We start from the raw sequence: 12,223 nt of genomic DNA, 5'->3' as shown, positions 1-12,223 counted from the left end.
AGTTCTTGCATGAGGGGGATGAGCGGCGTAATTTTGGATTCTCAATTTTGTAAAAAATTAACACGCATCGCGTACCACCTTCCAATGATTTTATACAGTACCAAAAATACACAGCTCAAAGCCTCCTTAGAAGAAGCTGTTTTTCGTAGCCTTCCTGCCGATAATGGGTTGTATATGCCCGAACATATTCCCAGTATTTCACCCGATTTTTTAGCGAATATCGAGCAACGTTCATTCAACGAAATTGCGTTTGAAGTATCCAAAACGCTTTTGAGCGACGACATTCCCGAAGCTGACATTCTGCGCATTGTGGAGCGGGCCTTTGATTTTGATGCGCCAGTTGTCCCTATTGAAGATAAAACGTACTGTTTAGAGCTATTCCACGGGCCGTCGATGGCCTTCAAGGATTTTGGGGCGCGCTTTATGGCTTCGTTGATGTCCTACTTTTTGGTACGTTCGCAGCAAGAAATACGCATCTTAGTGGCTACTTCGGGAGATACAGGTGGCGCGGTAGCCCAAGGGTTTCATAATGTACCAGGCATCAACGTAACGATTTTGTACCCTAGCGGAAAGGTCAGCGATATTCAAGAAAAGCAATTGACCACCTTGGGCGGAAATGTAACCGCGCTAGAAGTCGATGGTACATTTGATGACTGTCAGGCGCTGGTAAAGCAAGCATTTTTGGACGACGAACTCAATAAAAAGTATAACCTAGCTTCGGCCAACTCCATCAATATTTCACGCCTCATTCCGCAGTCGTTCTATTATTTCCGCGCGTATGCCCAAGTGAAACAATTAGGTTTGCCTGTGGTGTTTTCGGTACCTAGCGGAAACTTTGGCAACTTGAGCGCTGGACTTTTGGCGTATCGGATGGGTTTACCCGTGGCGCATTTTATTGCCACTACCAACCGCAACAACGTCGTTCCCAACTATTTGTCAAATGGAAACTATGCGCCTGTGCCGTCGGTTGAAACCATTTCTAACGCTATGGACGTAGGCAACCCAAGCAATTTTGTGCGGATGACTCGCTTTTTTGGGGATGAATGGGCCAAAGTAAAACAAGACATTTCTGGATTTTGGTTTAATGATGACCAAACCAAAGCCGCCATGCGCGAGGTATATGACCGCACGGGCTATTTGATGTGCCCGCATACGGCCGTGGCTTATTTAGGTTTAAAAGAATACACGAACCTAACCCAAAAAGAAGTAGCGGGGGTATTTTTGTCAACGGCGCATTATGCCAAATTCTTAAACGTTGTGGAAGAAGCGTTGGGCACTGGCGACGTCGAGATTCCGACGCGTTTGTCTGATTTGCTCAGTAAAGAAAAAGTGGCTACCCCAATGACCAAACAGTTTGCTGATTTCAAAGCCTATTTGTTGGGATAAACTATGAATATCATCGTTGCTCGAACTTCTGAACACTACCTTGAGGCGGTCAAACTCTTCAAAGAGTACGCCACCAGCCTTGGCATTGATTTGCAGTTTCAGAAGTTCGACAACGAACTTCAACTCCTTCCGACCATGTATGGCCCACCTGTGGGTGAGTTATGGTTATTGGAAGAAGACGGCAATTTTGTAGGCTGTGCCGCCTTGCGAAAATTAGAAGAAGGCATTTGTGAATTAAAACGAATGTATATCCGCCCTACTTACCGAGGTAAGCGCTGGGGGCGAGAATTGATGGACGTTGCGCTCCAAACCGCTCAATCGTTGGGCTACCATACCATACGTTTAGACAGCCTACAACGCTTGGAAGCCGCCGTAAAACTATATACCTCCTACGGCTTTCAGCCAATCTCTCCTTATAATTTCAATCCAGAGGCGGATGTGGTCTATTTTGAGAAAAATCTCCATTCCTAGACTTCCACCTCATCCCCAAAATTCTCCATTCATTTTGTCCTTTAACCGTTGGTCGTAAAAAATATTTTATTACCTTGCATTGCATAGTACCTTTGAATCAACAATAAAGCCCCACGGCACACAAACCAACTTTTAACAATCACTTATAAATCAACCATAGCCATGAACAATAAGCCCTTACGTCGAATACAAAGTGAAGCCGTTTTAGGCGGTGTCGCTGCTGGTCTTGCCGATTATTTCGGAATGGACAAAGCCTTGATGCGTGTCATCCTTATCGTCCTAATGATTTTTGCGAAAGGGTTCCCCATCGTATTATTATACATCATTCTGTGGGTAGCGTTGCCAGTAGGCGGCCCTTCTACTCCCGCCGCTGGGTTGGAGAATAGTTGGCAGTATCCCGACGATATGGCTCCTAAGAAAACCAGTAACCGTGGAATAGAAATCGTAGGATACGGTTTACTTTTGATTGGTGGCTTTATGCTTTTCGACCGTCTTTTCTACTGGATGCACCTACAGAAGTACATTCCAGCGGCGATTTTGATTGGCATTGGTTTGTTTTTGATTTTGAGACACAACAACTCCCAAAGCGGAACGCCAACTTCCTCGGTGGATAGCGACCGTGCTACCCCCTCGTGGACCGACTCGGCTCCTATCTCTTCATGGCAGCCCCCTGCTTCTACCGAACCAACCGCCCCAACGGCGCCATCTTCGGACGAACCAACAGAGGACAAAAGCCCCGATGAGCCCAAAGCCTAATACAGCAATACTCACTAAAAAACGTTTACTTCTTTACACCTCTAAATTTTGATTGCCATGAATTATCGAAGCACTTTCTGGGGAATTCTCCTCGTATTAATCGGCGGCCTCTTACTCATGCGTGAGTTGTTTGATTGGTTTGATTTCGAGCGTTATTTTTTACCTGTTGTGTTGATTGTCGGAGGAGCGTTACTCATCTTTAAAGATAAAATCAAAAATCTTTCCTAACCCCACTTCGCCATGAAACAATCCTCTAATACCCTCGTTTGGGGTTCTATACTTCTGGCCTTTGGGTTGGTGCTTTTGGCCAAAACCCTCGGTTGGTTTCACATTGACTGGGGCTTTACGCTTCGCTTTTGGCCTGTTTTATTGATATTGGCAGGAGGAGTTTTGTTACTCAAACAATCTTGGTCTGGGGTAGTAACCGCCATTTTGATTGCCTTAGCGATTCCATCGGCCATCATTAATGGTGCCAATAAAAAGTTTCACGACTGGGACGACCGTGGTTTTGAGTTCAACATCGACGATTTTGATGACGATGATGATGACCACCATAACCACCGCAACGACTACGAAGAACGCTCCGATACCTACTCAAAAGACGGAAAAACTCACTTTTCTGAGCCATTTACCGAAAATATTGCCGATGCAACTTTGAAGTTTGGCGCAGGCGCAGGTGAATTTACCATTGAAGGCACTACCTCTCAACTGGTAGAAGCGGATGCTGAAACGGAGTTTGGAAACTATATCATGACAGCAAAACGAAACGAAAGCACCAAAACAAGCGTGGTGGACTTTGAAATGGAAAGCAAAGACAGCACGGGCCGTAAGAAAATCCGTATTCGTGATTTTGACAATATGGATAACCGCGTAGAGATGCGTTTGAGCGATAAACCTACTTGGACCTTCGATTTGGGGCTTGGCGCTGGAAAAGGGAATTTCGACTTGTCGGCCTATCGGGTGAAAAAAGTAAAACTCGGTGCAGGTGCTGCCGAAGTTGACCTCAAACTCGGCGAAAACGTAGAAAACGACGCCCAAATCGACATTGAAGCTGGCGTAGCCTCCATTGAAATTAACATCCCCGAATCGGTAGGTTGTGAATTTAAAATCGACGGAGCGCTCAACTCAAAAGACCTCGACAATTTTGAAAAAATCAGCAGCGGTTTGTATCGCACTTCTAACTATAACTCGGCGAAGAAAAAAATCAAAATTTCGTACGAGGGTGGTATCTCTTCTTTGGAAGTGAATCGCTACTAGATAAAACCAATAACTTGAAAAATAAATAGTCGCAAAAATGCTGCTGGTCAGAATGACTGGCAGCATTTTTGTTTTTTGTACCTTTGTAACACACGCAACAAAAGCGGCCTTTTTTCGTTCACTATTGGCAAACATTCGCACAACAATGAAACAACTACTGACTGCCTCGGCATTATTGGCAAGCATAACCCTCTTTGCACAAAGCACGCCTAAAGATTTTACCATATCGGGCACGGCTAAAACATTGCAACCCAAGGAAAAAGTGTATCTCGAAATCCCTGGAACTCAGCCGTTGGTTGTACTAGACTCAGTGACGGTGGGTAACGATAAGCGTTTTACGTTTAAGCGTAAAGAGCTTGACGAAGGAACTGTTTATCAGGTGAACATCGCTAAAAAACAACGCTTCATTGTGCTCATTGAAGGCGGTGAAAATATTGAAGTTACTGCGGATGGAACGGAAAATGGCGCTGCGCAAATCAAAGGTTCGGCCAACAACGATTACTATCAAAAGTTGTTGGGACTCTACAAGGTGATGTCAGAAAAATCAGCCAAATGGCAAGATGAATACGCCAAAGCTGAACAAAAGAAAGACAGCAAGAAAATAGCCGAAATTCAGCAGGCATTTGAAGCAGAAAGTAAGGACTTTACGGCCAAAGTAAAGGCTATGATTCCAGAAATGGGAACTTCGTTGTCGGCGTTGTTTGCGACCAATTTCCTCAACCCAGAGGTAGAAATGAGTACTATTTTCGACCTGGCTCAGAAGTTTGAGAAGGAGCGCCCTAACATGAAGCAAGGGCAAATTTTTGTCGGTAATGCCAAACGTATGCGCGGAATTCAGATTGGTGACAGTGCCCCTGAAATTACCCTCAACACAACAGGCGACAAACCCCTTAGCCTTTCATCCCTTCGTGGAAAAGTAGTTTTGATTGACTTTTGGGCGTCGTGGTGCGGGCCTTGCCGCCAAGAAAACCCTAATGTGGTGAAAGCCTACAATCGCTTCAAAGACAAAGGCTTCGAGATTTTTAGCGTGTCGCTCGACAAAGACAAAACCGCGTGGGTTAAAGCCATTGAAAAAGACGGTTTGTTGTGGCCAAGTCACGTATCTGATTTGAAGTATTGGCAATCGGCTGCTGCTCAAACATACGGGGTGAACGGTATTCCTGCAACGTTTTTGTTGGACAAAGACGGAAAAATTATCGGTAAAAACCTTCGCGGCGAGGCACTTGAGAAAAAATTGGAAGAAGTGTTGAAAGTAAATAATTAGACTTCTTCTCGCTTTTTACTGCTAGAAAAATAAACCATGAAAACTTTTCAGGTGTTCGTCACTTGGAAAGTTTTTTTATTTTGAGTCAAACCTTAATCTTTACAGTATTCTAAAACCAGCGAAACCATGCGCCATTTTTACCTCTCAACTATTCTTACTGCGTTATCTGGACTCGGAGCCCTTGCCCAAACCTCCGACTTTACCCGTGAACATGAGTTTACCAACAACTGCGAAGGGCCATCGGTAGATGGCGAAGGCAATGTCTATGCCGTCAACTATGCCATGGATGGCACCATTGCCCAAATCCCCAAACGCAACAAAACGTCGATTTTTTTGACCTTACCCAAAGGAAGCACAGGAAATGGGATACGTTTTGGCAATGCCAACACTTTTTATGTTGCCGATTTTACAGGCCATAATGTACTGAAAGTCAATCTAGAAACAAAGCAAGTGAGTGTTCACTGCCACGAACCAAGCATGAATCAACCCAATGATTTGGCGATTACGAGCAAAGGACACATTTTTTGTTCGGACCCCAACTGGAAAGCTGGAACGGGGCAAGTCTGGCACGTGTCGCCCGAAGGAAAAGCCAAAATTGTAGCTCCCTCAATGGGAACAACCAACGGCATTGATGTGAGTCCTGACGAACGGACATTGTACGTCAATGAAAGCGTGCAACGTAACGTCTGGGCTTTCGATATTGGCGCGGATGGAAGCTTGTCGAACAAACGGTTGTTGATACAATTTGCCGACGGAGGAATGGACGGGATGCGCTGCGACGCCAACGGAAACCTGTATATCACACGTCATGGCAAGGGAGAAGTAGCTGTTGTAGCACCCGATGGAAAAATCGTTAAGACCATCAAAACCAAAGGCAAAAGTGTGTCTAATATTTGTTTTGGAGGCAAAAAAGGGCGAACTTGCTACATCACTTTACAAGACAGAGGCTGTATGGAAACCTTTACCGCCGATGCTCCTGGTAGAGAGTGGACAATGATGCAAGCTTTTTTAGGAAAGAAATAACCCCATTAATACGTTTAGATGCAGAAGTTTAACGCTCTTATCATTCTGATTTTAGGCTTACTGGCAGCTCGTTCGGATGCCCCGCGCGAACAAATGATAACGTTGGGAATGGCTTTTCAAGATTTGAATACGCAGATTCGTGAACAAACCCTGACGCCTGATTCCGCTCAATTGCGCTTTCAGGCCATTTTGCGAGAATTGCGCCAAGTAACTCAGCCGTATCGTCAGCAAAACTGCACGGATTCGGTTCGATTTGTGTTTCCTTTGCGCGATTACGATGCCAACAACATAGGAGGACATGGCTCGGGTTTTCGCCCAAAAGGCTTTAATTTATTTGACCATAAAGTGCAAGGAAGCCACCCTGCTCACGATATTTTTGTGTATGACCGCAACCAGGATAGCGTTGATGACCAGACAGATAAACCCGTGGATGTGTTGGCGATGCGCCCTGGCATTGTAGTAGCAACCGAAACGAATTGGTCACCTGAAAGCTTGTACCGAGGCGGCAATTTTGTGTGGATTTATGACCCTTGCCTCGACGGGTTGTTTTATTATGCCCACCATAGCAAAGTAATGGTCGAAGCAGGCGACGAAATAACACTTGGACAAAAAATAGCGGAAGTAGGTCGTACGGGGCTCAACGCCGCCAAGGCACGCTCAGGTACCCACCTCCACATGATGTATCTTCAACTGACTCCCGAAGCGCTTCCTCATCCTATAAACACCTACGATTGGTTAGCGAGCGCTGAAATAATACGATAAAAAAAATCGCCGCATGGTTACCCATAGCGGCGATTCTCTTCACGAAACCAATCACTTCTTTACCAATCCACTTAACTCTTTTTGAAGCGTTTTGTTATCAGGAAATTCTTGCGGAATCCAGCGTTCTACAATCTTTCCTTGCGCATCTATCAATACGAATGGATACCCCATGGTGGTTGCGTAGGTTTCTTTTAATTTTTGTGCGTCTTCGTCGGAAGCCCAAAGATGGACAACACTCGGACGGTTCTCGGTCAACGATTGCCAAAGCTCAAAAGACGTATTGGGTGTAACGTTGAGATAAACAAACGTTAAACGACCCTTATACGCTTCTTCGAGCGGCTTAAAAATAAGCTCGTGTTGTTTGAGATTAAAGCAAAACGCAATACAAATAGGCTTTCCTTGCAGACTTTGGAGGGTTACTTCTTTGCCATCGCGGTCTTTGAGTAAAAAGTTGGGGGCGCCCTTTCCTACGTACATGCCTTCTTTGGCCGTAATGCTTTGTTTGAAATACGGAATGAGCTCGGAAGATGGGTACGCACGTTCAAATTTTTCCAATAAACTATGAGCCGCAGTCATGTCGCTTCTAAACGCCACCGCATAGTCAACCCAATGCGTGAGCAAGTAAGCGCGTTGTTTGGGATAGGCTCGTAGCTGTTCGTCGCTTTCTTGGTAAGCTAGTTGTAAGGCTTCTCCCGACAAAATGTAGCGTTGTGCCGAATCTGTTGGGTACCTTTTGGTAATTGGAATCAGGATATGATTGACCAATTCGCGGCGGTACGGCTCACTCATAAGGGCGGCATCGGGCAAGATTTTAAAGTTTTGAAGCGTAAAATTTTCTACCTCTTGGCGCTGCGTACCTTTGAGTTGAACTCCCTGACTTTCACGGATTTTTTTATCCAATACCAACTGACGGGTTAAATACGCTTCGGTGTTGATAGTTGCCGTGATGTACGCATCAAACGCTTCGCTGATGGGTTGTTGGCTTTTCAATGTCTGAAAACGCTGCAAACGAGCTTGTTGCAGGCTATCCACCTTTGGCAAGATGATGCTGTTGTCGTTTTTGGTAGGTTTGTAGCCAAATACGGGCAAGTATTCGTATAAGTTTTCTTTGAAATAATCCCGCAAAAACTCTTGGTAGTAGGCATTGGTTCCCTCAAAAGTCAACGATTTATTGGGATGAATCGTCACCGTCAGCTTATCGTTGGGACTGACAAACAACACCCGATTAAAGCTTTGACTAACAGGCTGGTAGGCCGAAGCCCCCGCAGAAGTAGGAACAATTTGAAGCCGTACCAACTGAGGTTCGGTCAGCGCCACTTCCGCATTGGCGACTTTTTGATTGGTAATTTCAAAATAACCAATATTTAGAAACTCAACGTCGGCCAAACCAATGGCTGGCGAAGGCTGGAATTTTACTTTTTCCGTCACCAGCGACACCGAAAAATTGGTGGCCTCAGGAGCCATTTTGAGGGTAATTTGGGCATTTTGTGCCTTCAGGACTTGTGCAAACAAAAGTGCAAAAAGGCCGTAGAGAGGATATTTCATAATGCGTTATTTTCTAATAAACGAAAAACGGCGGAACTAATTGTCGATTTAATTGACCGAAAAATTCACCCCTCCCATGGATTCTATCAGTTTAAAGAACTCGTTGGTAGGTGCAACTCGGTGCGTTCGTGATTGAAGTTTCACCTCCGTCCGACTTTGATGATCCACGACCGACACCGTGAGCGCACAGTGGCCAGGGTAGGCTTGAACGGCTTCGTTGAGTTTGGTAACGAGTACCCCATCCAGCATGTCCAAATCAAGTTGTAGCTTGATTTCTTTGGTGAGTTTTTCACGAACTTCATTCAAAAGCTGCATCGACGTGATTTTAAACTCGTATTGATCTTCTTGTTTCCAGCGGTTTTGAATTTTCCCTTTGACAAACAAAAAGTGCCCCATTTGGACGTAAGCCGAAAACTTCACAAAATCTTCGCCAAAAAGCGCCATTTCCATCGAACCCGCGTAATCTTCGAGCTTGAAGATACAAAACGGGTTTCCTGTTTTGGTGGTTCTGACTTGGCTACTACTCACAATACCCGCCACCGTAATGTCTTTGCCAAACAAGAGCGGGCGACCGCCGATCTCTACGTTGGCAACGGCAGGTATATCTCCTTCTTCGGTATCACTGGTTTCAGTAACTTCAGAAGTGAGCATCACTTTATCGAGGGTACAAGTACAGAAGTTGGTCAACTCCAAGCGATACATATCAAGCGGGTGACCCGAAATGTAGAAACCAACTACGTCTTTTTCAAAACGTAACCGCTCTATGTCACTCCACTGCTCTACAATAGGCGCTTTGGGTTTGGCAATATCGGCGCCACTACCGCCAAAACCACCAAATAACGACGCCTGCGCGTTGGATTTATCGGCTTGAACGGCGTTGGCGTATTTGATTAATTTTTCGATTAAGTTTTGTTGTTCACCATCAGCGGCTGTAAAATACTGAGCACGGTGGTATTCCTCAAACAAGTCAAACGCCCCCGCATAGGCCAATGATTCGATGGTTTTCTTGTTGACAGTTCGTAAGTTAACCCGAGTCATAAAGTCAAAAAGGTCTTTGAAAGGGCCATTATTGGTTCTTTCTTCGATGATGCTTTCTACGGCGGCGTCACCTGTTCCTTTAATCCCTCCCAATCCAAAACGAATTTCGCCGCGTTTGTTTACCCCAAAACGCCGTTCCGATTCGTTGACGTCGGGGCCCAACACAGGAATTCCGAGGGCTTTACATTCTTCGAGGAAGAACGTGATTTTTTCAATGTTTCCTAGCGAACTTGTCAAGACGGCCGCCATGTATTCGGCGGGATAATGGGCTTTGAGATACGCCGTTTGGTAGGCCACAAAAGCATAGCAAGTAGAGTGCGATTTGTTAAAGGCATACGAGGCAAAAGCTTCCCAGTCCGTCCAGACCTTATCGAGTTTTTTCTCATCAAGGTTGTTTTTCTTTCCTCCCTCAATAAATTTACTCTTCATCTTGTTTAGTACCTCAATCTGCTTTTTCCCCATGGCCTTCCGCAGTACGTCGGCATCACCCTTACTAAAACCTGCTAACTTCTGGGAAAGCAACATAATCTGCTCTTGATACGTTGCAATACCCTGTGTTTCAGCCAAATACTCCTCCATTTCGGGGAGGTCGTATTCTACTTTTTCACGGCCGTGTTTACGGTTGATGAAGTTAGGAATGTACGCAATCGGGCCTGGACGATACAGGGCGTTCATGGCGATAAGGTCTTCAAAACGGTCAGGTTTGAGTTCGCGCATGTACTTTTTCATCCCGTCGGATTCAAATTGAAAGACGGCGTTGGTCTCACCACGTTGGAAAAGCTCAAACACCTTGATGTCATCGAGCGGAATGTAATCAATGTCAATTTTTACCCCGTGGTTGGCCTCAATCATCCGAAGGGCTTCCTTGATGATAGTCAAGTTTCGCAGCCCCAAAAAGTCCATCTTGATAACCCCCGCATCTTCAATAATTTTCCCTTCGTACTGCGTAATCAACAAACTCGATTCTTTAGAGGTACTCACAGGAATCAAATCCGTCAGGTCGGATGGGGCAATGATAATCCCTGCCGCGTGAATACCCACGTTCCGAACGGTTCCCTCTAATTTTTGAGCTTCTTTGAGAACTTTGGCCGTGAGGTCATTGCCTTTCAGCATTTCACGGAGGCGTTTTAAGTTTTCGACCTCGTCGGGTGTCACAACATCCGCCATTTTTTCGAGAGGTACTTTAAACACCTTGTCCAAGTTCATGTTGTACGTCGGCTTATCAGGCACGAGTTTCACCACGGCATTGGCCTCTTGCAATGGCAAATCCATCACCCGCGCCACGTCCTTAATCGACGATTTGGCGGCCATTGTACCGTAGGTAATGATTTGAGCTACCTGATTTTTACCGTATTTCTGCACCACGTAATCAATCACCCGTTGGCGGCCTTCGTCGTCGAAGTCCGTATCAATATCGGGCATGGAGATACGGTCGGGGTTCAAAAAACGCTCAAAAAGGAGATCGTACTTAATAGGATCAATGTTGGTGATTCCGATGGCATACGCTACGGCACTTCCCGCTGCCGATCCCCGCCCTGGCCCAATGAGTACACCCATGTCGCGCCCCGCTTGGATAAAGTCGGCAACGATGAGAAAGTAGCCAGGAAAACCCATGTTTTTGATGGTATTCAGTTCAAAGTTGAGTCGTTCCTCCACTTCTGGCGTAATTTCCTTGTATTTTTTTCGAGCCCCTTCAAACGTCCAATGCTTGAGGTATTCCCACTGATTAAGTACATCGGCGGTGAGTTCTTTCATTTTACCGTTGAACTCAATCATTTGCGAAATACTGTGTTTCTTAAACTCTTCAGGAATGGGGAAGTTGGGCAATAAAATATCTCGATTGAGCTTTAACAACTCTACTTTATCAACGATTTCTTGCGTATTGTCCAGCGATTCGGGCAAGTCACTGAACGTTTTGAGCATTTCGTCTTTGGTTTTGAAATAAAACTCATCGTTGAAAAACGCAAAGCGCGTACCCTTAGGCATTGGATTTTCGTCATCAAAGTCCTTGTTGGTAGGCGTAGATTGTTTGTCACCCGTATTGACACACAACAAAATATCGTGGGCGTTGGCGTCGTCTTGCTCTACGTAATGACTATCATTGGAACATATCACCTTGACGTTGAACTCTTTGGCGTATTTGAGCAGTGCATCGTTGGCAATAATTTGGTCACGAATACCGTGGCGTTGGATTTCGACGTAATAGTCATCGCCAAACAAATCGAGCCACCACTTAAACTCTTGACGACCAGCCTCTTCTCCTTTTTTGATGATAGCCTGTGGTACACTTGCTCCGATGCAACAAGTCGTGGCGATGAGCCCTTTGTGGTATTTGACGAGCAGTTCTTTATCGATGCGTGGGTATTTGCCGTACATCCCTTCGATGAAACCCAGCGAGCATAGTTTAGCCAAGTTGCGGTAGCCTTCGGCGTTTTTGGCCAACAGCAACTGGTGGCGGCGAACGTCCTTTTGTTCTTTGGTAAACTGTTTTTTGTGGCGGTCTTCTACCAAATAAAACTCACAGCCTACGATGGGTTTAATGCCTTGTTTGTGTCCTTCGGCGACAAACTCAAATACGCCAAACATGTTGCCGTGGTCAGTAATGGCGATGGCGGGCATGTCGTCGGCTTTGGCCTTTTTAAACAGCTTTTTTATATCTGCCGCCCCGTCGAGTAAGGAATATTGGGTGTGGCAGTGAAGGTGGGAGAATTGCATATCAAC

General features: G+C 45.5%; 10 protein-coding genes. 8 read left to right on the top strand and 2 right to left on the bottom strand.

The features are described 5' to 3' along the window. Positions 1-84 precede the first annotated feature (84 nt). The 8 genes from thrC (at position 85) to AC23N5_RS12850 (ending at position 6,919) form a co-directional block, all read left to right on the top strand. Positions 85-1,386 carry a threonine synthase gene (thrC, locus tag AC23N5_RS12885; RefSeq protein ID WP_487755905.1) on the top strand — a complete coding sequence of 434 codons (1,302 nt, stop codon included), beginning with the start codon at positions 85-87 and terminating at the stop codon, positions 1,384-1,386. A gap of 3 nt (positions 1,387-1,389) precedes the next feature. Beyond that, positions 1,390-1,857: a GNAT family N-acetyltransferase gene (locus AC23N5_RS12880; RefSeq protein WP_487755904.1), complete on the top strand. Its 468-nt coding sequence runs from the start codon at positions 1,390-1,392 to the stop codon at positions 1,855-1,857. 162 nt (positions 1,858-2,019) lie between these two features. Beyond that, positions 2,020-2,613 carry a PspC domain-containing protein gene (locus tag AC23N5_RS12875; protein ID WP_487755903.1) on the top strand — a complete coding sequence of 198 codons (594 nt, stop codon included), beginning with the start codon at positions 2,020-2,022 and terminating at the stop codon, positions 2,611-2,613. A gap of 57 nt (positions 2,614-2,670) precedes the next feature. After that, the gene (locus AC23N5_RS12870) at positions 2,671-2,841 is read left to right on the top strand and encodes a LiaI-LiaF-like domain-containing protein (protein ID WP_164490258.1); all 171 of its coding nucleotides are present in this window, start codon (positions 2,671-2,673) and stop codon (positions 2,839-2,841) included. A 12-nt stretch (positions 2,842-2,853) separates the two neighbouring features. Further along, complete coding sequence (locus tag AC23N5_RS12865) at positions 2,854-3,870, top strand: toast rack family protein (RefSeq protein WP_487755902.1); 1,017 nt, start codon at positions 2,854-2,856, stop codon at positions 3,868-3,870. A gap of 145 nt (positions 3,871-4,015) precedes the next feature. After that, complete coding sequence (locus AC23N5_RS12860) at positions 4,016-5,134, top strand: TlpA disulfide reductase family protein (protein WP_183970838.1); 1,119 nt, start codon at positions 4,016-4,018, stop codon at positions 5,132-5,134. Between the two features lie 126 nt (positions 5,135-5,260). Next, entirely contained in the window at positions 5,261-6,157 is an 897-nt protein-coding gene (locus AC23N5_RS12855; protein WP_183970837.1) for an SMP-30/gluconolactonase/LRE family protein, read from the top strand. An 18-nt stretch (positions 6,158-6,175) separates the two neighbouring features. Beyond that, entirely contained in the window at positions 6,176-6,919 is a 744-nt protein-coding gene (locus AC23N5_RS12850) for a M23 family metallopeptidase (RefSeq protein WP_183970836.1), read from the top strand. A 51-nt stretch (positions 6,920-6,970) separates the two neighbouring features. Here AC23N5_RS12850 and AC23N5_RS12845 read toward each other — a convergent pair whose 3' ends face one another. Together AC23N5_RS12845 and dnaE are read right to left on the bottom strand one after the other, a co-directional pair. Further along, positions 6,971-8,464 carry a TlpA family protein disulfide reductase gene (locus AC23N5_RS12845; protein ID WP_487755901.1) on the bottom strand — a complete coding sequence of 498 codons (1,494 nt, stop codon included), beginning with the start codon at positions 8,462-8,464 and terminating at the stop codon, positions 6,971-6,973. 48 nt (positions 8,465-8,512) lie between these two features. Next, positions 8,513-12,217 carry a DNA polymerase III subunit alpha gene (dnaE, locus tag AC23N5_RS12840; RefSeq protein ID WP_183970834.1) on the bottom strand — a complete coding sequence of 1,235 codons (3,705 nt, stop codon included), beginning with the start codon at positions 12,215-12,217 and terminating at the stop codon, positions 8,513-8,515. Positions 12,218-12,223 lie beyond the last annotated feature (6 nt).

The organism is Runella sp. R5_40 (assembly GCF_057652295.1).
The sequence above is the reverse complement of the archived record's forward strand: the minus strand, read 5'-3'. Positions and strand labels throughout refer to the sequence as shown.

Bases quoted from the DNA above. Each gene is read 5' to 3' on its own strand.
- AC23N5_RS12860 (WP_183970838.1), top strand. From the start codon at position 4,016: ATGAAACAACTACTGACTGCCTCGGCATTATTGGCAAGCATAACCCTC.
- AC23N5_RS12845 (WP_487755901.1), bottom strand. From the start codon at position 8,464: ATGAAATATCCTCTCTACGGCCTTTTTGCACTTTTGTTTGCACAAGTC.
- AC23N5_RS12870 (WP_164490258.1), top strand. From the start codon at position 2,671: ATGAATTATCGAAGCACTTTCTGGGGAATTCTCCTCGTATTAATCGGC.
- AC23N5_RS12850 (WP_183970836.1), top strand. From the start codon at position 6,176: ATGCAGAAGTTTAACGCTCTTATCATTCTGATTTTAGGCTTACTGGCA.
- AC23N5_RS12875 (WP_487755903.1), top strand. From the start codon at position 2,020: ATGAACAATAAGCCCTTACGTCGAATACAAAGTGAAGCCGTTTTAGGC.
- AC23N5_RS12855 (WP_183970837.1), top strand. From the start codon at position 5,261: ATGCGCCATTTTTACCTCTCAACTATTCTTACTGCGTTATCTGGACTC.
- AC23N5_RS12865 (WP_487755902.1), top strand. From the start codon at position 2,854: ATGAAACAATCCTCTAATACCCTCGTTTGGGGTTCTATACTTCTGGCC.
- dnaE (WP_183970834.1), bottom strand. From the start codon at position 12,217: ATGCAATTCTCCCACCTTCACTGCCACACCCAATATTCCTTACTCGAC.
- thrC (WP_487755905.1), top strand. From the start codon at position 85: ATGATTTTATACAGTACCAAAAATACACAGCTCAAAGCCTCCTTAGAA.
- AC23N5_RS12880 (WP_487755904.1), top strand. From the start codon at position 1,390: ATGAATATCATCGTTGCTCGAACTTCTGAACACTACCTTGAGGCGGTC.